Here is a 26,738-nt window from a genome sequence, read left to right as displayed (position 1 = left end):
CTGCAAGTGGATCCAACGACGTATCGTAGCGCTTTGGATCCACCACAAAAATAAAAAATATATGTATTTCAATAGGATACATAAAATATGCGGTAATCTATTCCTACGTTCATCCTTGATCGCTTACGCAACGCGTAAGCAAAGGCTTACACAGCCAAGCCAATAAAAAAGAACTTCCTGATCCAGACAGAGTCCTTTTGCGTCCCGACAGCCTGCGCAACCCCAAGGAGTGCGCCCCGCTCAGGGACACCGACAGACACATTAGGGCTTGACCAACGACACAGATGATAAGCATTATCATTCGCTTGTAATCGCTCCGGTGCTGTCGTGACGCAATCCCAGTTCAATCAGGTCTTCCTCACCCAGCGGGTCTCGCTGCTGCGTACGCTGCAACGCATGGTGCACAACCACAGCACCGCCGAAGACCTGTTGCAGGAGACGTACCTGCGGGTCACCCGGGCGTTGAGCGAACGCTCCATCGATCACCTCGAGCCCTTTGTGTTCCAGACCGCCCGCAACCTGGCGCTGGACCACCTGCGCGCACGACGTATCCAGTCGCGCACCCTGATGGAAGACGTGCCCATGGAGGTCGTGGAGAATGTCGCCGCGCCACTGAGCACCCCGGAAGATGCCACCCATGCCGAACAACTGCTGGAGCGCCTGAGTGTGAGCCTTGGTCAATTGAGTGCCCGCCAGCAGCAGATCTTCATCCTCAGCCGCCTGCACGGCTGCAGCTATCAGGAGATCGCCGAACAGCTCGACGTGTCCCTGAGCACAGTGCAGAAGGAACTCAAGCTGATCATGGCCATCTGTGTCGGGGTGGCCGAACGCCTGGATCGCCCTTAAGCTTGGCACCAGACCTATAAGATCCGTCCATGCACAGCAGCGGATCATCGAATCGAACCGTGGCAGCGATTACCGAGGAACACCCGTGACGGACAGCCCCAACCTGCACTCCCCCGAGCCGGCTCGGCAGGTGTTGCAAGACAACGCCATGGATCAGGCACTGGACTGGCTGATCGTGATGGAGTGCCCGAGCGCCGAGCAGCGCGTCGAATTCAATGCCTGGCTCGCCGCCGATCCGGCGCACGCCCAGGCCTATGCCCGCGCCAGCGGCGCCTGGAATGCCGAACCGGTGATCGCCGCCGCCCAGGCCCTGCAAGCCCGCCGTCGACCGTCGCTGCCACGACGCTTGCGCCCCCACTGGAAACCCCTGGCGACCGCCGCCGTGCTGCTGATCGCCATCGGCACCTACGGCAACCTGCCATTGCGCCTGCAGGCCGATCACCTGACCGTGGTCGGTGAGCGCCAGCACCTGCAGCTGGAAGATGGCTCCAAGGTCCTGCTCAATACCAACTCGGCGTTCTCCAGTTCCTTCACCGAGCAGAGGCATGTGGCCCGGCTGTACAAGGGCGAGGCGTTTTTCGAGGTGTCCGGCCAGCGCGAACACCCGCTGGAAGTCGATGCCGGCCCGGTCCAGGCCAGCGTGCGCGATACCGCCTTCGCCGTGCGTTACCTCAATGGCGAAGCGCAGGTCCAGGTGGAACGTGGTGATGTCGACCTGCGCACCCGCGACGACAGCGCCCGTCTGCGTCTCTCCGCCGGCAACAGCGTGCGGATCGGTCCACATGGCTTTGGTCGTCCGGAAAAGCTCGACGTACAGAAGGACCTGGCCTGGGTCCAGGGTCGGCTGGTGTTCGAGAACTGCCCGATGAGCCAGGTGCTGGCCGAACTGCGGCGCTATTACCCCGGCTGGATCGTCAACAACAACGAGCAGTTGGCGCAGGTCGCCGTGACCGGCAACTACCGCCTGGACAAGCCTCTGGACGTGGTCCGCTCCCTCGCCCACATCACCTCCGCGCGGGTATCGGAATACCCGGCGCTGGTCATTCTCAACTAGCTGAAAGTTTTTTTACTCGATAGCGATAGGCCATTCGTCTCGTTATAGCCAATGCAAGTGATTCTCATAAAGAATCGCATTGCAACTATAAGATTCGTACACCGGAGCGCTATCGATGCCCACACGTTTCACGCCCAAGGCCCGCAGCGGCGGCCTGCAACAGTGCACCCTGTCCTTGCTCACCGTCGCCGTGTTGCTCGCCGGTGCCCAGGCGACTCCCGTGCTCGCGGCCACCAGCGCCGAACAGCCGGCACGCAGCCTGGGCAACTACAACTTCGCGATCGCCCAGCAACCGCTGGTGTCGGCCCTGAATGCGTTCACCACGGTCACCGGCTGGCAAGTCGGCCTGCCCGCCGAGTTGGGCCAGGGCGTGGCATCACCGGGCGTACGCGGTGCGCTGACGCCGGAAAAGGCCCTGGAGCGCCTGCTGGTCGGCACCAACCTGAGTTACCGCAAGCTGGGCGACAACAATATCGTCCTGGAAAAACGCGCCGGCGGCAGCACTCTCAACCTGCAGCAGGTGACCATCAGCGCCACCCGCCAGGAGCAGGACGTGTCCTCGGTGCCGAGCACCGTGACCGTGCAGGACCGCCAGCAACTCGACCGGCAGAACGTCAACACCATCAAGGAACTGGTGCGTTATGAGCCCGGCGTCTCGGTCGGCGGTGCCGGTCAGCGCGGCGGCGGTATCAGCAACTACAACATCCGAGGTATCGACGGCGACCGCATCCTGACCCAGGTCGATGGCGTCGAGATCCCCGACAGTTTCTTCAACGGTCCCTACGCGCAGACCCAGCGCAACTACGTCGATCCGGAAATCATCAAGCGCGTGGAGATCCTGCGCGGACCGGCCTCCGTTCTCTACGGCAGCAATGCCATCGGCGGCGCCGTGAGTTACTACACCCTCGATCCGGACGACATCATCAAGCCCGGCCAGGACACCGGCGCGCGCCTGAAGACCGGCTACAGTTCCGCCGACAACAGCTGGCTGACCTCCGGCACCGTCGCCGGTCGCAACGGCGACTTCGACGGCTTGCTGCACCTGAGCCAGCGCAACGGTCGCGAAACCGAATCCTATGGCGACACCGGCGGCACCGGCCTCAAGCGGACCGAGGCCAACCCGGAAACCGCCCGGACCACCAACGTGCTGGCCAAGCTGGGCTGGAACTACAATGACGACTCCCGCCTGGGCCTGACCTACGAACGCTTCAAGAGCGACATCGACACCAACCAGCGCAGCGCCGTGGGCGGACCGTTCGGCAATGGCGTCCCGGTCGGCATGTACCTCTCGCGCACGGGCAACGACACGGTGACCCGCGAGCGTTTCGGTATCGAGAACAGCTTCGGCCTGGACAGTGCCCTGGCCGATCACGTCAAGCTGAGCCTGAACTACCAGACCGCCAAGACCGACGAGAGCACCCTGGAAGACTACTTCCCCTTCGTCCGCCATGTGATGCGCAGCCGCGACACGGTCTACCAGGAACAGCAGTGGGTGCTCGACGCCCAGGCGGACAAGGCCTTCAACGTCGGCGAAACCGACCATCTGCTGACGTATGGCACCACGATCAAGCAGCAGAAAGTCACCGGCTCGCGCAGCGGCAGCGGCACCTGCCTGGCACTCAGCAGCCTGGCGCAGGGCTGTACGGTCATCGGTGGCGATAGCCCGAGGGACCGGCTGGTGAAATCCAGCGACTTCCCGGACCCGACCATCGACAGCTACGGCCTGTTCGCCCAGGACCAGATCAGCTGGAACAAATGGACCTTCCTGCCCGGCCTGCGCTACGACTACACCCAGCTCAAGCCGCACATCACCCAGGAATTCGTCAACACCATCAACGCCGCGGGTGGCGGCACCATCGACGGTTCCGACAAGACCTGGCATCGGCTGTCGCCCAAGTTCGGTCTGACCTATGCCCTGACCGACCAGTACACCTGGTACGGCCAATACGCCGAAGGTTTCCGCACGCCATCGGCCAAAGCCCTTTATGGTCGCTTCCAGAACAGCACGTCCGGCTATAACGTCGAGCCCAACCCGAACCTGGAACCGGAAAAGAGCAAGAGCTACGAAACCGGCCTGCGTGGCAAGTTCGATGCCGGCTCCTTCGACGTGGCGGTGTTCTATAACAAGTATCGCGACTTCATCAACGAAGACGCCGTCGCCCCGGGCTACAGCGAGCTGACCTTCCAGACCGCGAACATCAAGCACGCCACCATCAAGGGCGCGGAAGCCAAGGGCCGCCTGGACCTGGACAGCTTCGGCGCCCCCCAGGGCCTCTACACCCAGGGCTCGGTGGCCTATGCCTACGGTCGCAACGATGACACCGGCGAGCCGATCAACAGCGTCAACCCGCTCACCGGCGTGTTCGGCCTCGGCTACGACCAAGACAACTACGGCGCGTTGCTGAGCTGGACCCTGGTCAAGCGCAAGGATCGGGTCGATGACACCACCTTCAACGCCCCGGACGGCCTGACCAGCAGCAAGCAGTTCAAGACCCCGGGCTATGGCGTGATCGACCTGACCGGCTTCTACAAGGTGACCGACGACGTGACCGTCAATGCCGGTCTGTACAACCTGACCGACAAGAAATACTGGAACTGGGATGACGTACGCGGCTATGACGGCGTAGGTGAGGCCGGTGCCGTCAGCCCGGCCAACCTCGACCGCCTGACCGCTCCGGGTCGCAACGTCTCGGTCAACCTGATCTGGGATATCTGACCCCGCAAATCCGCCCCCTGCACACCTCCCCCGCCGCGATATGAACCGGCGGGGTGAGGTTTTTTTACTGTGGCGCGTCTTCTGATTCGTCTATCTATTTGTGTAGCAATTGAAAGCGCCTCTCATTCCCAAGGACTTCGCAATGACCTCCCAGGACAACACCCAGCGCCCGAACCTGCGCTCCCAACGCCTGAACCAGATCACCAACGAGCCGCACACCAGGCTCGACCATCTGGTGAAGGCCCATGCACCGTTCGAAACCCAGGCCAATTTCGCCCGTTTCGTCGTCGCCCAGTACCTGTTCCAATCGGAACTGGTCGCCCTGTACAACGATCCCGAACTGATCGCCATCGTGCCGGACCTGCCGGCCCGCTGCCGTGCCGAACAGGCCAAGGCCGACCTGGCGGACCTGGACACCGAAGTACCGGCAGCGGTCGCCGGTGCCGTGAGCAACCCGAGCAAGGCCGAAGCCCTGGGCTGGATCTTCGTTTCCGAAGGCTCCAAGCTCGGTGCCGCATTCCTGATCAAGCGTGCCGTTGGCCTGGGCCTGAGCGAAACCTTCGGTGCCCGTCACCTGGGCGAGCCGGCCGGTGGTCGTGCCGAAGGCTGGAAGAGCTTTATCAAGACCTTCGACGGCCTGGAGTTCAGCGCCGAAGAAGAAGCCGCGGTGGAAAAAGGCGCCATCGATGCCTTCGTCCGCTTCACCGTGCTGCTGGAACAAGCCTACGCCACGGCGCCCGAACTGGCTTGATACGAGGTCCCCTGGTGGACGCTACGTCGTGAAGAGCGGGCTTGTCGGCACGCCGCACCGCCGCGCTGGGGTACGAAGCGGCCCTAACACCGACTCTCTCGGCCCATCAGACAGGCCGAGACAGCCGGTTTTGCGCCTGCTTCGCAGTCGAGCGCGGGCAAGCCCATTCGCCACAAGAATGTGTTTCGCTGCAAACTCCTTGAATGAACAGCGTTGCACCAAGGCTTGAGCCATTCAATCCAGCGCACCACAATCGATGCCATGACCAGCAAAACACCCTCGTCCTCGAAACTCGCGCGCATCCTGTTCGGCGTGCTCGCCTATGTCAGCCTCGCCATCGGCCTGATCGCCATTGTCGTGCCCGGCCTGCCCACCACCGAGTTCATCCTGCTGGCCGCCTGGGCCGCCACCCGAAGCTCGCCGCGCCTGAGTGCCTGGCTCGAAAACCACCGCCTGTTCGGGCCGATCCTGAGCAACTGGCGCAATGGCAAGATCATCGCCCGCCGGGCCAAGATCAGCGCCACCGTCAGCATGTTGATCTGCGCCACCCTGATGCTGGTGATGCTCGAACATGGCTGGCCGATCTACCTGGCCATCGCCGGCATGAGCCTGGGCAATCTGTGGATCTGGTCCCGTCCCGAGCACCTGCCGGTCGCCGGGCAACCCTGAAAACACTGCTGCATCCGTACTCTCCGCTGGTTCTTCCCACGCAACCGTTTGCGACCACCGCTCATCGGCAAAGCCTCATTTAACAAGGCCTGTAGCCGATGTTGCAGGAATAGCGCCGGATGGAGTTGGCGAACAGGAGTCGGCCCGGACTCGCCTGTCTTCCCCCTTTTCCATCTCGCGAGTACGCCTATGTTCGACGCCCTCTCCATCCGCCTGAAAATCGTCCTGCTGTCCGGCCTGTGCCTGCTTGGCGTAGTGGGGCTGATTGTCGGCATGAATGTCTACCAGACTCGCCAGAGCAACGCACTGACCGAGTCCTCCAGCAGCCAGATGCTGATCGCCAGTGTCCAGGACCTGCTCCAGGCCAAGGCCGCCGAACAGGCCGTGCGCCTGCAGAAGACCTTCGGCGAAAGCCTGTTGGTGATCACCGCCCTGGCCGACCAGATCAACGACATGCGTACCCAGGCCGACAGGCATGCGCTACCGGCAGCGGCCCTGCGCGAGGATCTCAACCAGAGCCTCAAGACCGCTTTCGACCGCAACGCCAGGGTGCTCGGTGTCTGGCTGGCCTTCGAGCCCAACGGTCTCGATGGCAAGGATGGCGAATTCCTCAATGACGCACCGCGCGGCGCCAACGAGGCCGGCCGCTTCGCCAGCTACTGGAGTCGCGCCGGTGGCCAGGCGTTGAATACGGTGATGGTCGAGGACGACATGAACAAGACCACCCTCAGCCTCAGCGGTACGCCCTACAACAGCTGGTACACCTGCCCGCGCGACAACAAGCGGACCTGCCTGCTGGACCCGTACGCCGACACCGTGGGTGGCAAGCTGATGCTGATGACCACCATTTCCCTGCCGCTGGTCAGCAACGGCAAGGTCATCGGCGTGGTCGGCATCGACATCGCCCTGGACTCCCTGCAGGCCGCCGCCAACGACTCGCGCCGCGAGCTGTTCAACGGTGCCGGCAACATGCTGATCGTTTCCGGCAGCGGCGTACTCGCCGGTTTCAGTGGTGACCCGGCGGCGGTCGGCAAGAACATCGGCGACGTCCTCGGCGGTGAAGGCAAGGACGTGCTCCAGGCCGTCTCCGGCAGCGGGACGAAGATCCTCAGGCAAGGCGACCTGATCCGCGCGGTGTATCCGGTCAGCCCGATTCCCGAGGCCAAGTCCTGGGGCGTGGTGATCGACCTGCCGCAAAAGGTCCTGCTCGCCGACTCGGTGAAACTGCAGAAGGTGCTCGATGAAGCGCAGTCCCGCGGTACCCTGCAAGCCCTGCTGATCGCCGCCGTTGCCGGGCTGGTCGGCCTGCTGCTGATCTGGCTGACGGCCTCCGGCGTGACCCGGCCGATCAACCGCGTGGCGGCGATGCTCAAGGCGATTGCCAGCGGCGACGGCGACCTGACCCAGCGCCTCGACTACAGCAGGAAAGACGAACTGGGCGAGCTGGTCGGCTGGTTCAACCGTTTCCTCGACAAGCTGCAACCGACCATTGCCCAGATCAAGCAGAGCATCGTCGATGCCCGCAGCACCGCCGACCAGTCCTCGGCCATCGCCCGCCAGACCAGCGAAGGCATGCAGACCCAGTTCCGCGAAATCGACCAGGTCGCCACCGCCTCCAACGAAATGAGCGCCACCGCCCACGATGTCGCCAACAGCGCCTCGAACGCCGCCCAGGCGGCCAAGGGCGCGGATCAGTCGGCCAGGGACGGGATGTCGATCATCGAGCGCAGCACCCGCGATATCAACCAGTTGGCCGAGGAAGTCAGCAAGGCCGTGGGCGAAGTCGAAGCCCTAGCGGTCAACAGCGAGCAGATCGGTTCGGTACTGGAGGTGATCCGCAGCATTGCCGAGCAGACCAACCTGCTGGCCCTGAACGCGGCCATCGAGGCGGCCCGGGCCGGGGAAAGCGGACGCGGTTTCGCCGTGGTCGCCGATGAAGTGCGCAACCTGGCCAAGCGCACCCAGGACTCGGTGGAGGAAATCCGTCTGGTGATCGAGCGGATCCAGAGTGCCACCCGTGGTGTGGTGGCGACCATGCACTCGAGCCAGAGCCAGGCCCAGAGCAATGCCGGGCAGATTCAGCAGGCGGTGCAGGCCCTGGGCAAGATCAGCGACGCGGTGACCGTGATCAGCGACATGAACCTGCAGATCGCCAGCGCGGCGGAACAGCAGAGCGCGGTGGCCGAGGAAGTGAACCGCAATGTCTCGGCAATCCGCAGCGTGACCGAAACCCTGACCGGGCAGGCCGACGAATCGGCGCAGGTCAGCAGCCAGCTCAATGCCCTGGCCAACCACCAGATGAAGCTGATGGATCAGTTCCGGGTATAGATCGTTCCCACGCGCAGCAAAGGAATGCAGCCCGTGACGCTCTGGGAGCGGGCTTGCCCGCGAAGCTTTTGAGGGGACGCAGAGCGTCCAGGTAGGCATTCCCACGCAGAGCGTGGGAACGATCAAAGCCCACAGAGGCATTCCCATGGACAGTGGGAACGATCTCGACAGTCCGGGCTATTTGCGGTGCAATGGCCCTTCTCATGGAGGGCTTTTCAATGACTGATCTGCTGACGTCCATTCAAACCGCACTCGAACTGCCGGTCTCTGCCCCGACCTTCACCGAACGCGGCGCCCTGCCCTCGGCCTTTGCCGTCACCGACCTGGCCAGCGCCAGTCTCGCCGCCGTCGGCGCAGCAGTCGCCGAATTGCTCCAGCAGCAAACCGGACAACGCCCGGACATCGCCGTCGACCGGCGCCTGGCCTCCTTCTGGTTCGCCAGCTCCCTGCGCCCCATCGACTGGACCCTCCCGTCGCCATGGGACCCGATTGCCGGTGACTACGCCACCCGTGACGGCTGGATCCGCCTGCACACCAATGCACCGCACCATCGTGGCGCCGCCGAACAGGTCCTCGGCCGCGCCACGGATCGCCAGGCGATGGCAGCCCTGGTTGCCCAGTGGGCCAAGGGAGAACTGGAACAGGCCGTCGTCGAGGCCGGCGGCTGCGCCGCCGAAATGCGCGGGTGGAACGACTGGAAAAACCATCCCCAGGGCCTGGCGGTCAATGCCGAAGCGCTGATCCAGCGCGCCACTGACGACAGCAGACATCGACAAGCCTGGCTGGGTTCGACCACACGTCCGCTGGCCGGAATCAAGATCCTCGACCTGACGCGAGTGCTGGCCGGGCCCGTTGCCAGCCGCCTGCTCGCCGGCCTGGGCGCCGATGTGCTGCGTATCGACCCGCCGGACTGGGACGAGCCCGCCCTGGTCCCGGAAGTCACCCTGGGCAAGCGTTGTGCCCGGCTCGACCTGCACGACAGCGCCGACCGCGAGGTCTTCGAACGCCTGTTGAGCCAGGCCGATATCCTCCTGCACGGTTATCGGGCCGATGCCCTGGAGCGGCTGGGCTACGACGCCCGGCGACGCCGGCAACTGGCGCCCGGACTGATCGACGTCAGTCTCAATGCCTATGGCTGGAGCGGGCCGTGGCAGCACCGTCGCGGCTTCGACAGCCTGGTGCAGATGAGCTGCGGGATCGCCCAGGCAGGCATGCATTGGAAGCAGACGGATACACCGACGCCGCTGCCGGTGCAGGCGCTGGACCAGGGCACCGGCTACCTGATGGCGGCCACGGCGATCAGGGCGTTGACCGAACGATTGCACAGCGGGCGCGGCGGTTCGGCCCGATTGTCATTGGCGCGGACCGCGAAGTTGCTGGTGGAACAGGGGTCGGTCAATGAGCCGGAGCCCTTGCGTCGGGAAGTGCCGGCCGATCGCAGCACTCTGGTGGAATACACCGTCTGGGGGCCGGCGCATCGCCTGGCAGCACCGCTGAACATAGAAGGGTCGCCGTTGCGCTGGCAGTTCCCGGCCGGGGAACTGGGTGCCCATCCCGCAACGTGGTGGTGAATCTGCAATCGCTTTCGCTGGCAAGCCAGTTCCCACAAGGTTTGCGCCGTACACAAAATCGGTGTGCAACGCGGGCCCTTTAGGAGCCGGGGCCCTTCGCTGGCAAGCCAGCTCCCACAAGGTTTGCGCCGTACACAAAATCGGTGTGCAACCTGGGCCCTGCAGGAGCCGGGCTTGCCCGCGAAGAGGCCCGGACAGGCACCACCAAGATTCAAAGGCTCAACACCCCGCTATACAACCCATAGGCCGCCAACGAAGCCCCGGCCAACACACAACCGAAGATCCCCTTCTCCACGCGCGTGAACAGCGGCTCGCCCTGCTCACGCTTGGCCAGGGCAAACAGGATCACTCCCGGGGCATACAGCAGCGCCGAGAGCAGCAGGTATTTCACCCCGCCCGCATACAACAGCCAGATCGCGTAGACCAGCGCGACAGCGCCGATCAGCAGGTCCCTGCCGCGCTCGCCCGCCGCCCCCTCGTAGGTTTCTCCACGACCGCTCAACAACACCGCATAGGCCGCCGACCACAGGTACGGTACCAGGATCATCGACGACGCCAGGTAGATCAGGCTGGTGTAGGTACCGGCCGAAAACAGCGTGATCAGCAGGAACACCTGGATCATCACATTGGTCAGCCACAACGCATTGACCGGCACATGGTTGGCGTTTTCCTTTTTCAGGAAGGCCGGCATGGTCCGGTCCCGCGCCGTGGCAAAGAGGATTTCGGCGCACAGCAACGCCCAGGACAACAAGGCCCCGAGCAGCGACACCGCCAGACCGATGCTGATCAGCAAGGCCCCCCAGGGCCCGACGATATGCTCCAGCACCGCCGCCAGGGACGGGTTCTGCAACTGCGCCAGATCCGGCCGGCTCATGATCCCCAGGGACAGCACGTTCACCAGCACCAGCAAGGCCAGCACGCCGATAAAACCGATGACCGTGGCCTTGCCGACGTCCGCGCGCTTCTCGGCCCGCCCGGAGTAGACACTGGCGCCCTCGATACCAATAAAGACGAACACCGTCACCAGCATCATGTTGCGCACCTGGTCGATCACCCCGCCGAAATCCGGGTTGCCACGGCCCCAGATATCCCGGGTGAAGATATCGGCCCTGAAGGCCACCGCCGCGATCACGATAAACATCACCAAGGGCACGATCTTCGCCACCGTGGTCACCTGGTTGATAAAGGCGGCCTCCTTGATCCCGCGCATGACCAGGAAATGCACCGCCCACAGCAACACCGAGGCACAACCGATGGCCACTGGGGTATTGCCCTGGCCAAAGACCGGGAAAAAGTAACCCAGGGTGCTGAACAGCAGGACGAAGTAGCCGACATTGCCCAGCCAGGCACTGATCCAGTAGCCCCAGGCCGATGAGAAACCCATGTAGTCGCCAAACCCGGCCTTGGCATAGGCGTAGACCCCGGAATCCAGTTCCGGCTTGCGATTGGCCAGGGTCTGGAACACGAAGGCCAGGGTCAGCATGCCAATCGCCGTGATCCCCCAGCCGATCAGTATGGCGCCGGCGTCGGCCCGCGCGGCCATGTTCTGCGGCAGGGAAAAGATCCCGCCGCCGATCATCGAGCCGACCACCAGGGCAATCAGTGCGCCGAGTCGCAGTTTCTGTGCCGGCTGTGACATATACGCTCCCTGTATTACTAATTATTTCAGTTACCGAAGAGAGAACGGGTGTTCACTCGATTAATCATTGCCTGCAGGAGTTCGTTTATTGGATAGGGCTGATAAACACGAGAGCTTAAGATCGATTTCGACTATATGCCCGGCTCGAACAGAGAGTTTTGTGAGCGATTCGAGATTAATCAAGGGCGTTTGAAAATTTGACGCCAGGAATTTGCACTCTCCTGAAAACTGTCTAGTTTAAACATCCACGGCAATACGAATTATTCCTTTTAATTCTCCCGCGAGGCCTCTGGAACAAGCCTTTCAGCGAGGGCCACGTTGTACCCGCGTAATAGACTCAAGTCATTCATTTTCAATGGAATGTGCCAATGAACTGATCTGAATCACCTCCCGTTATTACTCCCGGACCTACCCTGTAGCCTCACTTCTCCTGGATTGGAGTCATGCAATGTCTGAATCTCCCGGAAAACTACGTTTAGGCGCTCTGGTCGCCCTGGTAGTTGGCTCGATGATCGGCGGCGGGATCTTTTCCCTGCCACAAAACATGGCCGCCAGCGCGGATGTCGGTGCGGTATTGATCGGCTGGGCCATTACCGCCGTCGGTATGCTGACCCTGGCCTTCGTGTTCCAGACCCTGGCCAATCGCAAGCCGGACCTGGACGGCGGGGTCTACGCCTACGCCAAGGCCGGTTTCGGCGACTACATGGGTTTCTCATCGGCCTGGGGCTACTGGATCAGCGCCTGGCTGGGCAACGTCGGCTATTTCGTCCTGCTGTTCAGCACCCTCGGCTACTTCTTCCCGATCTTCGGCGAAGGCAACACCGTCGCGGCGGTGATCGGCGCCTCGCTGCTGCTCTGGGGCGTGCACTTCCTGGTGCTGCGCGGAATCAAGGAGGCGGCCTTCATCAACCTGGTGACCACCGTTGCCAAGGTCGTGCCGCTGCTGCTGTTCGTGCTGATCGCGCTGTTCGCCTTCAAGCTGGATATCTTCACTGCTGACATCTGGGGGGTGAAGAATCCGGACCTGGGCAGCGTGATGAACCAGGTCCGCAACATGATGCTGGTGACCGTCTGGGTGTTTATCGGCATCGAGGGGGCGAGCATCTTTTCCTCCCGGGCGGAAAAACGCTCGGACGTCGGCAAGGCCACGGTCATCGGTTTCATCACCGTGCTGCTGTTCCTGGTGCTGGTGAACGTGCTGTCCCTGGGGATCATGACCCAGCCGGAACTGTCGAAGCTGCAGAATCCGTCCATGGCCGCGGTGCTGGAGCATGTGGTGGGTCACTGGGGCGCGGTGCTGATCAGCGTCGGCCTGATCATCTCGCTGCTCGGTGCCTTGTTGTCGTGGGTGCTGTTGTGCGCGGAGATCATGTTCGCCGCCGCCAAGGACCACACCATGCCGGAGTTCCTGCGCCGGGAAAACGCCAATCATGTACCGGCCAATGCCCTCTGGCTGACCAATGCCATGGTCCAGGTCTTCCTGGTGATCACGCTGTTTTCCGCCAGCACCTACCTGTCGCTGATCTATCTGGCCACCTCGATGATCCTGGTGCCGTACCTGTGGTCGGCGGCCTACGCCGTACTGCTGGCGGTACGCGGCGAGTCCTATGAAAACGCCTTCGCCGAGCGCCGCAAGGACCTGGTCATCGGTGCTATCGCGCTGATCTACGCAGTCTGGCTGCTGTACGCCGGTGGAGTGAAATACCTGCTGCTGTCCGCCCTGCTCTACGCCCCCGGCGCGATCCTGTTCGCCAAGGCCAAGCATGAGCTGGGCAAACCGATCTTCACCAACGTCGAGAAGCTGATTTTCGCCGCAGTGGTCGCAGGCGCCCTGGTGGCCGCCTACGGGCTCTACGACGGCTTCCTGACTCTGTAACACCCTGTTTGTTCCATCTGGAGGATCTGCAATGACCACGGAAAAAGTGAAGTACGGCGTCCATTCCGAAGCCGGCAAACTGCGCAAGGTGATGGTGTGCTCCCCCGGCCTGGCCCACCAGCGGCTGACCCCGAACAACTGCGACGAACTGCTGTTCGACGATGTGCTCTGGGTCGCCCAGGCCAAGCGCGATCACTTCGACTTCGTCACCAAGATGCGTGAGCGCGATATCGACGTGCTGGAAATGCACAACTTGCTGACCGATATCGTCGGCCAGAAGGAAGCCCTGGACTGGATCCTCGAACGCAAGATCACCGCCAACCAGGTCGGCCTCGGCCTGGTCAACGAAGTCGGCTCCTGGCTGCGCAGCCTGGAACCGCGCAAGGTCGCCGAATTCCTCATCGGCGGCGTCTCCGCCGATGACCTGCCCGACAGCTTCGGCGGCAAGACCATCGAGATGTTCCGCGACTTCCTCGGCCATTCCAGCTTTATCCTGCCGCCGCTGCCCAACACCCAGTTCACCCGCGACACCACCTGCTGGATCTACGGCGGCGTGACCCTCAACCCGATGTACTGGCCGGCGCGTCGCCAGGAAACCCTGCTCGCCAGCGCCATCTACCAGTTCCATCCGCAGTTTACCGAGGCCGACTTCCAGGTCTGGTACGGCGACCCGGACCAGGAACACGGCAACGCCACCCTCGAAGGCGGCGACGTGATGCCGATCGGCAAGGGCGTGGTCCTGATCGGCATGGGCGAGCGTTCCTCGCGCCAGGCCATCGGCCAACTGGCGCTGAACCTGTTCAAGCACAAGGCGGTGGAGCGGGTGATCGTCGCCGGCCTGCCGAAGTCCCGCGCGGCCATGCACCTGGACACCGTGTTCAGCTTCTGCGACCGCGACCTGGTGACCATCTTTCCGGAAGTGGTGAACCAGATCGTCGCCTTCAGCCTGCGGCCGGACGAGAGCAAGCCGGGTGGCATCGATGTGCGCCGCGAAGAAGCCAGCTTCCTCGACACCGTCGCCCAGGCACTGGGCCTCAAGGCCCTGCGCGTGGTGGAAACCGGTGGCAACGCCTTCGCCGCCGAGCGCGAACAGTGGGACGACGGCAACAACGTGGTCGCCGTGGAGCCTGGCGTGGTGATCGGCTATGACCGCAATACCTACACCAACACCCTGCTGCGCAAGGCCGGTGTCGAGGTCATCACCATCAGCGCCGGCGAACTCGGCCGCGGCCGTGGCGGCGGCCACTGCATGACCTGCCCGATCATTCGCGATCCGATCGATTACTGATATTCAGGGAGATCTGAAAAATGGCTTTCAATATGCGCAATCGCAGCCTGCTGAGCTTGATGCACCACACCAATCGCGAGCTGCACTACCTGCTCGACCTGTCTCGCGACCTCAAGCGCGCCAAGTACACCGGCACCGAACAACAGCACCTCAAGGGCCGGAACATCGCGCTGATCTTCGAAAAGACCTCGACCCGCACCCGTTGCGCCTTCGAAGTCGCGGCCCATGACCAGGGCGCCCACGTCACCTATATCGACCCGGTGTCGTCGCAGATCGGCCACAAGGAAAGCATGAAGGACACCGCCCGCGTACTGGGGCGGATGTTCGATGCCATCGAATACCGTGGCTTCGAACAGGAAATCGTCGAGGAACTGGCGAAGTTCGCCGGGGTGCCGGTGTTCAACGGCCTGACCGCCGAATTCCACCCGACGCAGATGATCGCCGATACCCTGACCATGCGCGAGCACAGCGACAAGCCGCTGCATCAAATCAGCTACGCCTACCTCGGCGATGCCCGCTACAACATGGGCAACTCGCTGCTGATGATCGGCGCCAAGCTGGGCATGGACGTGCGCATCGGCGCGCCGAAAGCGCTGTGGCCCCATGAAGATTTCATCGCCCAGTGCAAGGCGTTCGCCGAGGAAAGCGGCGCGCGCATCACCATCACCGAAGACCCGCGCGAAGCGGTCAAGGGCGTGGACTTCATCCACACCGATATCTGGGTGTCCATGGGTGAGCCGGTGGAAGCCTGGGACGAGCGCATCGAGCAACTGCTGCCGTATCAGGTCAACGCGAAAATGATGAAGGCCGCGGGCAACCCGAGGGTGAAATTCATGCATTGCCTGCCGGCGTTCCATAACAGCGAAACCAAGGTCGGCAAGGATATCGCCGCGCGTTATCCGCACCTGGCCAATGGCGTCGAGGTCACCGAAGAGGTGTTCGAGTCACCCGCCAACATTGCCTTCGAGCAGGCGGAAAACCGCATGCACACCATCAAGGCGATCCTGGTCGCGGCCCTGGCGGATATCTGACGAGCCACTATCAAACCCGGAGATGTGGCGAACGGGCTTTTGTGGCGAGCGGGCTTGCCCGCGCTGGGGTGCGAAACGCCCCTGAAACCTGGCAACTCGATGCATCTGGTAAACCGAGTTTGCAGGTTTTACGACTGCTTCGCAGCCGAACGGGGGTAAGCCCCCTCGCCACAAGATTCGATCGCTTTCGTTTGCTTTGGAAGGACAATACTTATGCGTATCGTCGTAGCACTGGGCGGTAACGCCCTCCTGCGTCGTGGTGAACCCATGACCGCGGACAATCAACGCGCCAATATCCGTATCGCTACCGAACAGATTGCCAAGGTCCATGCCGGCAACCAACTGGTCATCGCCCACGGCAACGGCCCCCAGGTCGGCCTGCTGTCGTTGCAGGCGGCCGCCTACACCCAGGTTTCCCCTTATCCGCTGGATGTCCTCGGCGCGGAAACCGAAGGCATGATCGGCTACATCATCGAACAGGAGTTGGGCAATCTGCTGGATTTCGAGGTGCCTTTCGCCACCCTGCTGACCCAGGTCGAAGTCGACCCGGACGACCCGGCCTTCCAGCATCCGAGCAAACCCATAGGTCCGGTCTATGCCAAGGCCGAAGCCGAGCAACTGGCCGCGGAAAAAGGCTGGAGCATCGCCCCTGACGGCGACAAGTTCCGTCGTGTGGTCGCCAGCCCGAAACCCAAGCGCATCTTCGAGATCCGACCGATCAAATGGCTGCTGGAGAAAGGCAGCATCGTCATCTGTGCCGGCGGTGGCGGTATCCCGACCCTGTACGGCGAGGACGGCAAACTCAAGGGTATCGAGGCGGTGATCGACAAGGACCTGTGCTCGGCGCTGCTGGCCGAACAGCTGGACAGCGACCTGCTGGTGATCGCCACCGATGTCAGCGCGGCCTTTGTCGACTGGGGTCTGCCGAGCCAGAAAGCCATTGTCCAGGCGCACCCGGACGACCTCGAGAAACTCGGCTTCGCCGCCGGCTCCATGGGTCCGAAAGTCCAGGCCGCCTGCGAGTTCGCCCGACATACCGGCAAGGTCGCGGTGATCGGCTCACTGGCGGATATCGAAGCGATCGTCCAAGGTAAGGCAGGGACGCGGATCAGTACCGCCAAGCCCGGTATCGTCTACTCATGAGAAGCTGCCCTTGAACCCTCGGGGCAGATTCGTGGTCTGCCCTACTCCCATGCTTTGAAGGAGAATTCCCATGGCCAAGTTCGAGCCCGGTCACCTGCATATCGAGCGGCACGCGCTGAACAAGGACGATTACAGCTACAACCTGTGTATCGACTATGAACTCGCCCAGGACCCCAGGGAAGGCAAGGGCATGCGGTTCACCTTGCATGGCAGCATCGAGGGAAAAACCCTGGATGAGTCGTTCTTCCTGGCCAAGGACCAGGCCTTCGACTTCGCCCGTCATGCCACCCATATCGCCCAGCAATACGGCCTGCCGAAAAGCGCCAGCATTGCTTCGATGCACAAGTACTACGACGAGATGTTCGAGGATGTGCGGGCGCAACTCCACGTCAAGTCCGGCGACCCGATGAAGCCCGAGCACCTGGAATAACCCAGGTTCATGTGGGAGGGGGCTTGCCCCGGAAGCTTTTAGCTCGCAATGGGCTCTTCGCGGCGGTGCGGCGTCCCGCCAAACCTGCGTACAAGGGGCCGTGGTGAATCTGAAACCTGTGGGAGCGCGAAGAGGCCCGCAAGAGCATCAAAAGCTTCGGGGGCAAGCCCCCTCCCACAAGAGATGTCATACTTGGCGTCCTCTCGCCCAGAACCGAATTGCGCCCCATGCGTATCCACGTCAGTTTCATCGACCGCGTCGGCATTACCCAGGAAGTCCTGGCCCTGCTCGGCGGCCGCAACCTGAACCTGGATGCGGTGGAAATGGTTCCGCCCAACGTCTATATCGATGCCCCGACCCTGAGCCCGCAAGTGCTCGAGGAGTTGCGCGATGCGCTGTTCAGCGTCCGCGGCGTGCAGGCGGTGACGGTGGTGGACATCCTTCCCGGCCAGCGCCGGCACCTGCAACTCGACGCCTTGCTCGCCGCCATGACCGATCCGGTCCTGGCACTCGACAGCGAAGGCCTGGTGCTGCTCGCCAACCCGGCGCTGATTGCCCTCTACGGGCGTGAACCGGCCGGAGAAAGCGTGGCCGGACTATTCGCCGATCCCGGCTTGCTCGAAGCCCTGCTGGAAAACGGTTTTCGCCTGCCCCTGCGGGAAATCACCGTCAACGGCCAGACACTGCTGCTGGATGCCACGCCCATCACCGACGCCGGCGCGCTGCTGACACTGTACCAGCCCAACCGTATCGGTGAACGCCTGTCGGCACTGCATCACGATCATGCCGAAGGCTTCGATGCCCTGCTCGGCGAGTCAGCGGCGATTCGCACCCTCAAGGCGCGCGCCCAGCGGGTCGCGGCACTCGATGCACCCTTGCTGATCCAGGGCGAGACCGGCACCGGCAAGGAGCTGGTGGCCCGTGCCTGTCACGCCATCAGCGCCCGTCACAGCGCGCCGTTCCTCGCCCTGAACTGCGCGGCGCTGCCGGAAAACCTCGCCGAAAGCGAGCTGTTCGGTTATGCCCCCGGCGCCTTCACCGGTGCCCAGCGCGGCGGCAAGCCGGGGCTGATGGAACTGGCGAACCAGGGCACGGTGTTTCTCGACGAGATCGGCGAGATGTCACCGTACCTGCAGGCCAAGCTGCTGCGTTTTCTCAATGACGGCAGCTTTCGCCGGGTCGGCGGCGACCGCGAGGTCAAGGTCAATGTGCGCATCCTCAGTGCCACCCACCGCAACCTGGAAAAGATGGTCGGCGAAGGCAGCTTTCGCGAGGACCTGTTCTATCGCCTGAATGTGCTCAATGTCGAGGTTCCGCCCCTGCGCGAGCGCGGCCAGGACATTCTGCTGCTGGCCCGCTACTTCATGCAGCAGGCCTGCGCGCAGATCCAGCGCCCGGTCTGCCGGCTGGCACCGGGGACCTATCCGGCACTGCTGGGCAATCGCTGGCCGGGCAATGTCCGTCAGTTGCAGAACGTGATCTTCCGCGCGGCGGCGATCTGCGAAAGCAGCCTGGTGGATATCGGTGACCTGGATATTGCCGGAACGTCCGTGGCCCGCCAGGGCGACAGCGAAATCGAAAGCCTGGAACAGGCGGTCGAGGAGTTCGAGAAGGATCTGCTGGGCAAACTCTACGTCCAGTATCCGTCCACGCGCCAACTGGCCAGCCGTCTGCAGACCTCCCACACGGCGATTGCCCATCGCCTGCGCAAGTACGGTATCCCGGGCAAGACTTGATACACCGAAAAATCTTGTAGGAGCCTGGCTTGCCAGCGATGACGGTCGCTCACAGGGCGCAAGGTTTACTGACCTCTTCGCGGGCAAACCACGCTCCCACAGGGTTAAGCGTCATCCTCGGGCACACCAAAAGCGACCTTCATCTGTACTGAAAGCGCTACAGCGGAACGATTTCGCTACACATGTAGCCAGACCACGCCCAACAAGGCTTTGATCCTGTTGGGCTTTTTTTACTCTTAGCGACTGTAGCGATTTCGCTACAGCAACAGCATTCCTACTGGCTGAAATCTTCCTCAAACCCTTGATTTACAAGCCTCAAACAACATTGGCCACAAACTTGCTAAGGGAACTCCCATGCAAGCGAGGCACAGGTCTCGCCTTTATCGCGTCCACCAGACGAGTCTGGCCCTTGAGGAGTTTCCATGAGCGAGTTGCGTTTTACTGAAGACCACGAATGGCTGCGTACCGAAGCCGATGGCAGCGTCACCGTCGGCATCACGGCATTCGCGCAGAATGCCCTGGGCGACGTGGTGTTTGTGCAACTGCCGGAACTGCAGACCTACGACAAGGGCGCCGAAGCCGCCACCGTGGAATCGGTAAAGGCCGCCAGCGGCGTGTACATGCCCCTGGACGGTGAAGTGCTGGAAACCAATCCGGCCCTGGAAGACAGCCCGGAACTGGTCAACGAAGACCCGCTGGGCGAAGGCTGGTTCTTCCGCTTCAAGCCCGCCGACGCCGCCGCTGTCGGCCAACTGCTGGATCAGGACGCCTACGACCGCCTGATCAAAGCCAACGCCGAAGCCTGAGGAATCGCCATGACCATCAACCTCGGCACCGCCAACGAATTCATCTCCCGTCATATCGGCCCGCGCCAGGATGACGAACGCGCCATGCTCGCCACCCTCGGCTTCGATTCCCTCGAAGCGCTGAGCGCCAGCGTGATTCCCGACAGCATCAAGGGCACCAGCGTCCTCGACCTGCCGGACGGGCAAAGCGAAGCCGACGCCCTGGCGTCGATCAAGGCCATCGCCGCGAAGAACCAACTGTTCAAGACCTACATTGGCCAGGGCTACTACAACTGCCACACGCCATCGCCGATCCTGCGCAATCTGCTGGAGAACCCGGCCTGGTACACCGCCTACACACCGTACCAGCCGGAAATTTCCCAGGGCCGCCTCGAAGCGCTGCTGAACTTCCAGACCCTGATCAGCGATCTCACCGGCCTGCCGATCGCCAACGCCTCGCTGCTCGACGAAGCCACCGCCGCCGCCGAAGCCATGACCTTCTGCAAGCGCCTGAGCAAGAACAAGGGCAGCCACGCCTTCTTCGCCTCCGTGCACTGCCACCCGCAGACCCTCGACGTGTTGCGTACCCGTGCCGAGCCGCTGGGCATCGACGTGGTGGTCGGTGACGAACGTGAACTGAGCGATGTCAGCGCCTTCTTCGGCGCCCTGCTGCAGTACCCGGCCAGCAACGGCGACCTGTTCGACTACCGCGAACTGGCCGAGCGTTTCCACGCCGCCAACGCCCTGGTGGCCGTCGCCGCCGATCTGCTGGCCCTGACCGTGCTGACCCCGCCGGGTGAGTTCGGTGCCGACGTTGCCATCGGCAGCGCCCAACGCTTCGGCGTCCCGCTGGGCTTCGGCGGCCCGCACGCGGCCTACTTCTCCACCCGTGACGCGTTCAAGCGCGATATGCCCGGCCGCCTGGTCGGCGTATCCGTGGACCGTTTCGGCAAGCCGGCCCTGCGCCTGGCAATGCAGACCCGCGAACAACATATCCGTCGCGAGAAAGCCACCAGCAACATCTGCACCGCCCAGGTCCTGCTGGCCAATATCGCCAGCATGTACGCCGTGTACCACGGTCCCCAAGGCCTGGTGCAGATCGCCAACCGCATCCATCACCTGACCGCCATCCTGGCCAAGGGCCTGGGCGCGCTGGGCCTGAACGTCGAGCAAACCAGCTTCTTCGACACCCTGACCCTCAATACCGGTGCACAGACTGCCGCCCTGCACGACAAGGCGCATGCCCAGCGGATCAACCTGCGGGTGGTAGATGGTCAGCGCCTGGGCCTGTCCCTCGACGAAACCACCTGCCAGGCAGACGTGGAAACCCTGTGGAGCCTGCTGGCCGAGGGCAAGGCGCTGCCGGACTTCGCCGCCCTCGCCGCGTCGGTCGCCAGCACCATTCCGGCGGCCCTGGTTCGCCAGTCGCCGATCCTCAGCCACCCGGTCTTCAACCGCTATCACTCGGAAACCGAGCTGATGCGCTACCTGCGCAAGCTGGCGGACAAGGACCTGGCCCTGGATCGCACCATGATCCCGCTGGGCTCGTGCACCATGAAGCTCAACGCCGCCAGCGAAATGATCCCGGTGACCTGGGCCGAATTCGGTGCCCTGCACCCGTTTGCCCCGGCTGCACAAAGCGCCGGCTACCAGCAACTGACCGACGAGCTGGAAGCGATGCTTTGCGCCGCCACCGGCTATGACGCCATTTCCCTGCAGCCGAACGCCGGCTCCCAGGGCGAATACGCCGGCCTGCTGGCGATCCGCGCCTACCACCAGAGCCGTGGCGATGACCGTCGCGATATCTGCCTGATCCCGTCGTCGGCCCACGGTACCAACCCGGCCACCGCCAACATGGCCGGTATGCGCGTGGTGGTCACCGCCTGCGACGCTCGTGGCAACGTCGATATCGAAGACCTGCGGGCCAAGGCCATCGAGCACCGCGAACACCTCGCCGCGCTGATGATCACCTACCCGTCGACCCACGGCGTGTTCGAGGAAGGCATCCGCGAAATCTGCGGCATCATTCATGACAACGGCGGCCAGGTGTACATCGACGGCGCCAACATGAACGCCATGGTCGGCCTGTGTGCCCCGGGCAAGTTCGGCGGCGACGTGTCGCACCTGAACCTGCACAAGACCTTCTGCATTCCCCACGGCGGTGGTGGCCCGGGCGTCGGCCCGATCGGCGTGAAATCGCACCTGACGCCGTTCCTGCCCGGTCACGGCGTCATGGAGCGCAAGGAAGGCGCGGTCTGCGCGGCGCCATTCGGCAGCGCGAGCATCCTGCCGATCACCTGGATGTACATCCGCATGATGGGCGGCGAAGGCCTCAAACGCGCCTCGCAGTTGGCAATCCTCAACGCCAACTACATCTCCCGTCGCCTGGAAGAGCATTACCCGGTGCTCTACACCGGCAGCAACGGCCTGGTGGCGCATGAGTGCATCCTCGACCTGCGGCCATTGAAGGACAGCAGCGGCATCAGCGTCGATGACGTCGCCAAGCGCCTGATCGATTTCGGCTTCCACGCCCCGACCATGTCGTTCCCGGTGGCCGGCACCCTGATGATCGAGCCGACCGAAAGCGAATCCAAGGAAGAACTGGACCGTTTCTGCGAAGCCATGATCCGTATCCGCGAGGAAATCCGCGCGGTGGAAAACGGCAGCCTGGACAAGGACGACAACCCGCTGAAGAACGCCCCGCACACCGCGGCGGAAATCGTCGGCGAGTGGACGCACCCGTACAGTCGCGAACAGGCGGTCTACCCGGTGGCGTCGTTGATCGAAGGCAAGTACTGGCCACCGGTCGGTCGCGTCGACAATGTGTTCGGCGACCGCAACCTGGTCTGCGCCTGCCCGTCGATAGAGAACTACGCTTGACACCATAGCTCAACCCCTGTCGATCACCAGAACCGATCGTTCCCACGCTCTGCGTGGGAATGCAGCCCGTGACGCTCCGCGTCACGAAGCGGACGCAGAGCGTCCAGAGAGGCATTCCCACGCCGAGCGTGGGAACGATCATCGCATCCTCACCATAATAAGAACGACCCCGGAGAATCCCATGTCACTGAGCGTGTTCGACCTGTTCAAGATCGGCATCGGTCCCTCCAGCTCCCATACCGTCGGTCCGATGCGTGCAGCCGCGCGTTTCGTCGAGGGCCTGCGGCGCGAAAGCCTGCTGCAACAGACCACCTGCGTCAAAGTCGAGCTGTACGGCTCGCTCGGCGCCACCGGCAAGGGCCACGGCAGCGACAAGGCCGTTCTGCTGGGCCTGGAAGGTGAGCACCCGGATACCGTCGACACAGAAACCGTTGCCGCCCGCCTGCACACCATTCGCAGCGACGGACGCCTGAATCTGCTCGGCGAACATTCCATCGAATTCAACGAAAAACTCCACCTGGCGATGATCAGGAAACCCCTGGCCTATCACCCCAACGGCATGATCTTCCGCGCCTTCGACGCGGCCGGTATCCAGATCCGCAGCCGCGAGTACTACTCGGTCGGCGGCGGTTTCGTGGTCGATGAAGACGCAGCCGGTGCCGACCGCATCGTCGAGGACAGCACGCCGCTGACCTTCCCATTCAAGAGCGCCAAGGAACTGCTGGGGCATTGCAGCACCTACGGCCTGTCCATCAGCCAGGTCATGCTGACCAACGAAAGCGCCTGGCGCCCGGAAGCGGAAACCCGCACCGGGCTGCTGAAGATCTGGCAGGTGATGCAGGACTGCGTCGATGCCGGGTGTCGCAATGAAGGCATCCTGCCGGGCGGCTTGAAGGTCAAGCGGCGCGCGGCGGCCCTGCACCGGCAACTGTGCAAGAACCCGGAAGCCGCCCTGCGCGATGCGCTGTCGGTGCTGGACTGGGTCAATCTGTACGCCCTGGCGGTCAATGAAGAAAACGCCAACGGCGGGCGCGTGGTCACCGCGCCCACCAACGGCGCGGCCGGGATCATCCCCGCCGTGCTGCATTACTACATGCGCTTTATCCCCGGCGCCAATGAGGACGGCGTGGTGCGCTTCCTGCTCACCGCCGCCGCCATCGGCATTCTCTACAAGGAAAACGCCTCGATCTCCGGTGCCGAAGTCGGCTGCCAGGGCGAGGTCGGCGTAGCCTGCTCGATGGCCGCCGGCGCCTTGTGCGAAGTGCTCGGCGGCACCGTGCAACAGGTCGAGAACGCCGCCGAAATCGGCATGGAACACAACCTCGGGCTGACCTGCGACCCCATCGGCGGCCTGGTCCAGGTACCGTGCATCGAGCGTAACGCCATGGGCTCGGTCAAGGCCATCAATGCCGTGCGCATGGCCCTGCGTGGCGACGGCCAGCACTTCGTCTCCCTCGACAAGGTCATCCGTACCATGCGCCAGACCGGCGCCGACATGAAAAGCAAATACAAGGAGACCGCCCGTGGCGGTCTGGCCGTAAACATTATCGAATGCTGATCGACAAGGCCGGCGCAACCGGCCTCCCGGCAATTTCCAGGAGCTGAAGATGTCCACCGAAAACCTGCTGAAAACCCCGCTGCACGCCCTTCACCTGCAACTCGGTGCGCGCATGGTGCCGTTCGCCGGCTATGACATGCCGGTGCAGTACCCGCTGGGCGTGATGAAGGAACACCAGCACACCCGCGAACAGGCCGGGCTGTTCGATGTGTCGCACATGGGCCAGATCCGCCTGGTCGGTGCCGCGGCCGCCAAGGCCCTGGAAGCCCTGGTGCCGGTGGATATCATCGACCTGCCGGTGGGCATGCAGCGCTATGCCATGTTCACCAACGAAACCGGCGGCATCCTCGACGACCTGATGGTCGCCAACCTGGGCAACGACGAACTGTTCCTGGTGGTCAACGCCGCCTGCAAGGACCAGGACCTGGCGCACCTGCAAAAGCACCTGGGGCATCTGTGCGAAGTGCAGCCGCTGTTCGAGGAACGCGCCCTGCTCGCCCTGCAAGGTCCCGCCGCCGTTACCGTGCTGGCACGCCTGGCACCGGAGGTCACGCGGATGACTTTCATGCAGTTCACCGCCGTGCGCCTGCTGGGTGTCGACTGCTACGTCAGCCGTTCCGGCTACACCGGTGAAGACGGTTTCGAAATCTCGGTACCGGCGGCCAGCACCGAATCCCTGGCCCGCAGCCTGCTGGCCGAGACCGAAGTCGAAGCCATCGGCCTCGGCGCGCGCGACTCGCTGCGCCTGGAAGCCGGCCTGTGCCTCTACGGCCATGACATGAACACCGAGACCACGCCGATCGAAGCCAGCCTGCTCTGGGCCATCTCCAAGTCGCGGCGCGCCGACGGTGCACGGGCCGGCGGCTTCCCGGGTGCCGAGCAGGTCTTCGCCCAGCAACAACAAGGGGTACGCCGCAAACGTGTCGGCCTGCTACCGCAGGAACGCACGCCGGTACGCGAAGGCGCGGAAATCGTCGACCAGGATGGGACGGTCATCGGCAATGTGTGCAGCGGCGGCTTCGGCCCTACCCTCGGTGCACCATTGGCCATGGGTTACCTGGACAACGCCCACTGCGCACTGGACAGCGAAGTCTGGGCCATCGTCCGCGGCAAACGTGTACCGTTGAAAGTGAGCAAAATGCCTTTTGTTCCGCAACGTTACTATCGCGGTTGAAACTATCGCGCGCGATTGATACCTACAGTAACAACTACGGCGGTTGTGAAACAGTGCACTAGCCTGTAACGCAACCGCCACAAAACAGTGCATATATTCATTAGCGAACTTGGCTTATAACAGTCGAACCCAACTGAATGTTTGTATGTCCGGCATCCCCCCGCCAAAGCTCTCGAAAACTGCGACAAACCGGCGCAAACCGGGGGCTTGGCAGGGGCTTGTTTTTTCTCCCACAGTTGGCGTAGAGTTTCCCTACTGTGTTTGCATGGGTCGCTTGGAATCGTGACCTGGGCAGTAGCTCTAAGTTTGCTACAACCCGTTCGACGTCTCTTACTTTCCTGCAACCCAGCCCAGTACTCTTTCAGGTGAAAGGGGCTGTCATTAATTTTTAGCGTCAAAGGAAATAAGAAATGTCCCAACGTCAGAGCGGCACCGTCAAGTGGTTTAACGACGAGAAAGGTTTTGGTTTTATCACTCCCGAAAGCGGTCCGGATCTGTTCGTCCATTTCCGCGCTATCCAGGGCAACGGCTTCAAGAGCCTGAAAGAAGGCCAGAAAGTGACCTTCATCGCCGTGCAAGGCCAGAAAGGCATGCAGGCTGACGAAGTCATCGCCGAAGCCTGATTTCAAGCTTTATTACACTAAAAGCCCCTGATGCTGACATCAGGGGCTTTTTTGTGAGCGCAATTCCGTAAAATGGCTTTTTCCGTTCCGAGAGAGCCACTATGCCAAAGCACGTGCTGAGCCCCCAGGGCGAGTTTCCTGCCGCCGGCCTGGGCCGTCGCCTGGCAGCGATGTTCTATGACTTCCTGCTGTGCACCGCCTTGCTGATCGTCACTGGCTTCATCTACAAGGGGGTGCAGATGGTCTTCATCAGCGAGCCACGACTCAAGGTCCTATCGGATGCCGGCGCGCTGGACGGCGACCCATTGTTCTCGACCGTGGTGTTCTGCGTGCTGTTCGCTTTCTTCGCCAAATTCTGGACCTACAAGGGTCAGACCCTGGGCATGCAGGTGTGGGGCATCAGGGTGCAGAACGCCGACGGCACGGCCATCAGCCTCTTGCAGGCGCTGCTGCGCTTCATGGTGTCGATCGCCTCCTGGCTGTTTGCCGGCCTGGGCTTTATCTGGGTGCTCTTCGACAAGCGCAAACGTAGCTGGCACGACATCTACTCCAACAGCCAGCTGGTGCGTATTCCCAAACAGCCGCGCTGACACTTTTCGCCCGCCCATGAAAAAGCCCGCCTCATTCGAGGCGGGCTTTT

The 26,738-nt window shown here is 62.8% G+C and carries 20 protein-coding genes and 1 pseudogene; 20 read left to right on the top strand and 1 reads right to left on the bottom strand.

The genetic code is table 11. The annotated features are described in order from the left end of the window. The first annotated feature begins 327 nt into the window (after nucleotides 1-327). The 8 genes and pseudogenes from HX851_RS30870 to HX851_RS30840 all read left to right on the top strand — a co-directional run bounded on the left by HX851_RS30870 (nucleotide 328) and on the right by HX851_RS30840 (nucleotide 9,935). Nucleotides 328-846 (top strand): RNA polymerase sigma factor, encoded by a 519-nt coding sequence (locus tag HX851_RS30870; protein WP_177063376.1) that lies wholly within the window; start codon nucleotides 328-330, stop codon nucleotides 844-846. 85 nt (nucleotides 847-931) lie between these two features. After that, the gene (locus HX851_RS30865; RefSeq protein WP_177063375.1) at nucleotides 932-1,900 is read left to right on the top strand and encodes a FecR family protein; all 969 of its coding nucleotides are present in this window, start codon (nucleotides 932-934) and stop codon (nucleotides 1,898-1,900) included. A 115-nt stretch (nucleotides 1,901-2,015) separates the two neighbouring features. Then, nucleotides 2,016-4,616 carry a TonB-dependent receptor gene (locus HX851_RS30860; RefSeq protein WP_177066473.1) on the top strand — a complete coding sequence of 867 codons (2,601 nt, stop codon included), beginning with the start codon at nucleotides 2,016-2,018 and terminating at the stop codon, nucleotides 4,614-4,616. Between the two features lie 142 nt (nucleotides 4,617-4,758). Beyond that, nucleotides 4,759-5,367 (top strand): biliverdin-producing heme oxygenase, encoded by a 609-nt coding sequence (locus HX851_RS30855; RefSeq protein ID WP_177066472.1) that lies wholly within the window; start codon nucleotides 4,759-4,761, stop codon nucleotides 5,365-5,367. A gap of 261 nt (nucleotides 5,368-5,628) precedes the next feature. After that, a complete protein-coding gene (locus tag HX851_RS30850; protein WP_177066471.1) occupies nucleotides 5,629-6,036 on the top strand; it encodes a YbaN family protein in 408 nt (135 codons plus the stop codon). A gap of 189 nt (nucleotides 6,037-6,225) precedes the next feature. Beyond that, nucleotides 6,226-7,506: pseudogene (locus HX851_RS45635) on the top strand (methyl-accepting chemotaxis protein); the annotation flags it as partial. A 102-nt stretch (nucleotides 7,507-7,608) separates the two neighbouring features. Then, a complete protein-coding gene (locus HX851_RS45630; RefSeq protein WP_370590368.1) occupies nucleotides 7,609-8,364 on the top strand; it encodes a methyl-accepting chemotaxis protein in 756 nt (251 codons plus the stop codon). Between the two features lie 218 nt (nucleotides 8,365-8,582). Beyond that, nucleotides 8,583-9,935 (top strand): CoA transferase, encoded by a 1,353-nt coding sequence (locus HX851_RS30840; protein ID WP_177066466.1) that lies wholly within the window; start codon nucleotides 8,583-8,585, stop codon nucleotides 9,933-9,935. A 211-nt stretch (nucleotides 9,936-10,146) separates the two neighbouring features. Here HX851_RS30840 and arcD (HX851_RS30835) read toward each other — a convergent pair whose 3' ends face one another. After that, nucleotides 10,147-11,574 (bottom strand): arginine-ornithine antiporter, encoded by a 1,428-nt coding sequence (arcD, locus tag HX851_RS30835; RefSeq protein WP_177066464.1) that lies wholly within the window; start codon nucleotides 11,572-11,574, stop codon nucleotides 10,147-10,149. 448 nt (nucleotides 11,575-12,022) lie between these two features. On the opposite strand from arcD (HX851_RS30835), the gene arcD (HX851_RS30830) reads away from it, so the two are divergent. From arcD (HX851_RS30830) to HX851_RS30775, 12 genes are all read left to right on the top strand, one after another. Next, on the top strand, nucleotides 12,023-13,450 hold the full coding sequence (arcD, locus tag HX851_RS30830; protein ID WP_177063368.1) for an arginine-ornithine antiporter: 1,428 nt from the start codon (nucleotides 12,023-12,025) through the stop codon (nucleotides 13,448-13,450). 31 nt (nucleotides 13,451-13,481) lie between these two features. Then, nucleotides 13,482-14,738: an arginine deiminase gene (gene arcA, locus HX851_RS30825; RefSeq protein WP_177063367.1), complete on the top strand. Its 1,257-nt coding sequence runs from the start codon at nucleotides 13,482-13,484 to the stop codon at nucleotides 14,736-14,738. Nucleotides 14,739-14,758: 20 nt separating this feature from the next. Then, nucleotides 14,759-15,769: an ornithine carbamoyltransferase gene (locus HX851_RS30820; RefSeq protein WP_177063366.1), complete on the top strand. Its 1,011-nt coding sequence runs from the start codon at nucleotides 14,759-14,761 to the stop codon at nucleotides 15,767-15,769. A gap of 213 nt (nucleotides 15,770-15,982) precedes the next feature. Next, the gene (gene arcC / locus HX851_RS30815) at nucleotides 15,983-16,912 is read left to right on the top strand and encodes a carbamate kinase (RefSeq protein ID WP_177063365.1); all 930 of its coding nucleotides are present in this window, start codon (nucleotides 15,983-15,985) and stop codon (nucleotides 16,910-16,912) included. 70 nt (nucleotides 16,913-16,982) lie between these two features. Further along, nucleotides 16,983-17,342: a DUF5064 family protein gene (locus tag HX851_RS30810; protein ID WP_177063364.1), complete on the top strand. Its 360-nt coding sequence runs from the start codon at nucleotides 16,983-16,985 to the stop codon at nucleotides 17,340-17,342. Between the two features lie 227 nt (nucleotides 17,343-17,569). Next, entirely contained in the window at nucleotides 17,570-19,078 is a 1,509-nt protein-coding gene (gcsR, locus tag HX851_RS30805) for a transcriptional regulator GcsR (RefSeq protein WP_177063363.1), read from the top strand. A gap of 422 nt (nucleotides 19,079-19,500) precedes the next feature. Next, nucleotides 19,501-19,884: a glycine cleavage system protein GcvH gene (gcvH, locus tag HX851_RS30800; RefSeq protein WP_177066462.1), complete on the top strand. Its 384-nt coding sequence runs from the start codon at nucleotides 19,501-19,503 to the stop codon at nucleotides 19,882-19,884. A gap of 9 nt (nucleotides 19,885-19,893) precedes the next feature. Further along, complete coding sequence (gene gcvP / locus HX851_RS30795) at nucleotides 19,894-22,743, top strand: aminomethyl-transferring glycine dehydrogenase (RefSeq protein WP_177066460.1); 2,850 nt, start codon at nucleotides 19,894-19,896, stop codon at nucleotides 22,741-22,743. A 181-nt stretch (nucleotides 22,744-22,924) separates the two neighbouring features. Beyond that, on the top strand, nucleotides 22,925-24,301 hold the full coding sequence (locus HX851_RS30790; RefSeq protein WP_177063360.1) for an L-serine ammonia-lyase: 1,377 nt from the start codon (nucleotides 22,925-22,927) through the stop codon (nucleotides 24,299-24,301). 49 nt (nucleotides 24,302-24,350) lie between these two features. Next, on the top strand, nucleotides 24,351-25,475 hold the full coding sequence (gene gcvT, locus HX851_RS30785) for a glycine cleavage system aminomethyltransferase GcvT (RefSeq protein WP_177066458.1): 1,125 nt from the start codon (nucleotides 24,351-24,353) through the stop codon (nucleotides 25,473-25,475). 410 nt (nucleotides 25,476-25,885) lie between these two features. Further along, complete coding sequence (locus tag HX851_RS30780; RefSeq protein ID WP_010220199.1) at nucleotides 25,886-26,098, top strand: cold-shock protein; 213 nt, start codon at nucleotides 25,886-25,888, stop codon at nucleotides 26,096-26,098. Between the two features lie 101 nt (nucleotides 26,099-26,199). Next, a complete protein-coding gene (locus HX851_RS30775; protein ID WP_177063358.1) occupies nucleotides 26,200-26,688 on the top strand; it encodes an RDD family protein in 489 nt (162 codons plus the stop codon). The last annotated feature ends 50 nt before the right edge of the window (nucleotides 26,689-26,738 follow it).

This window comes from Pseudomonas gingeri, from assembly GCF_013385635.1.
Taxonomy (GTDB): Bacteria; Pseudomonadota; Gammaproteobacteria; order Pseudomonadales; family Pseudomonadaceae; genus Aquipseudomonas; species Aquipseudomonas gingeri_A.
The sequence above is the reverse complement of the archived record's forward strand: the minus strand, read 5'-3'. Positions and strand labels throughout refer to the sequence as shown.

Excerpts from the sequence above, each read along its gene's own strand:
- arcC (WP_177063365.1), top strand. The coding sequence starts at position 15,983 with ATGCGTATCGTCGTAGCACTGGGCGGTAACGCCCTCCTGCGTCGTGGT.
- HX851_RS30860 (WP_177066473.1), top strand. The coding sequence starts at position 2,016 with ATGCCCACACGTTTCACGCCCAAGGCCCGCAGCGGCGGCCTGCAACAG.
- HX851_RS30780 (WP_010220199.1), top strand. The coding sequence starts at position 25,886 with ATGTCCCAACGTCAGAGCGGCACCGTCAAGTGGTTTAACGACGAGAAA.
- gcvH (WP_177066462.1), top strand. The coding sequence starts at position 19,501 with ATGAGCGAGTTGCGTTTTACTGAAGACCACGAATGGCTGCGTACCGAA.
- arcA (WP_177063367.1), top strand. The coding sequence starts at position 13,482 with ATGACCACGGAAAAAGTGAAGTACGGCGTCCATTCCGAAGCCGGCAAA.
- HX851_RS30775 (WP_177063358.1), top strand. The coding sequence starts at position 26,200 with ATGCCAAAGCACGTGCTGAGCCCCCAGGGCGAGTTTCCTGCCGCCGGC.
- gcvP (WP_177066460.1), top strand. The coding sequence starts at position 19,894 with ATGACCATCAACCTCGGCACCGCCAACGAATTCATCTCCCGTCATATC.
- HX851_RS45630 (WP_370590368.1), top strand. The coding sequence starts at position 7,609 with ATGCAGACCCAGTTCCGCGAAATCGACCAGGTCGCCACCGCCTCCAAC.
- gcsR (WP_177063363.1), top strand. The coding sequence starts at position 17,570 with ATGCGTATCCACGTCAGTTTCATCGACCGCGTCGGCATTACCCAGGAA.
- HX851_RS30790 (WP_177063360.1), top strand. The coding sequence starts at position 22,925 with ATGTCACTGAGCGTGTTCGACCTGTTCAAGATCGGCATCGGTCCCTCC.
- HX851_RS30840 (WP_177066466.1), top strand. The coding sequence starts at position 8,583 with ATGACTGATCTGCTGACGTCCATTCAAACCGCACTCGAACTGCCGGTC.
- HX851_RS30820 (WP_177063366.1), top strand. The coding sequence starts at position 14,759 with ATGGCTTTCAATATGCGCAATCGCAGCCTGCTGAGCTTGATGCACCAC.
- arcD (WP_177063368.1), top strand. The coding sequence starts at position 12,023 with ATGTCTGAATCTCCCGGAAAACTACGTTTAGGCGCTCTGGTCGCCCTG.
- arcD (WP_177066464.1), bottom strand. The coding sequence starts at position 11,574 with ATGTCACAGCCGGCACAGAAACTGCGACTCGGCGCACTGATTGCCCTG.
- HX851_RS30850 (WP_177066471.1), top strand. The coding sequence starts at position 5,629 with ATGACCAGCAAAACACCCTCGTCCTCGAAACTCGCGCGCATCCTGTTC.
- HX851_RS30810 (WP_177063364.1), top strand. The coding sequence starts at position 16,983 with ATGGCCAAGTTCGAGCCCGGTCACCTGCATATCGAGCGGCACGCGCTG.
- HX851_RS30855 (WP_177066472.1), top strand. The coding sequence starts at position 4,759 with ATGACCTCCCAGGACAACACCCAGCGCCCGAACCTGCGCTCCCAACGC.
- gcvT (WP_177066458.1), top strand. The coding sequence starts at position 24,351 with ATGTCCACCGAAAACCTGCTGAAAACCCCGCTGCACGCCCTTCACCTG.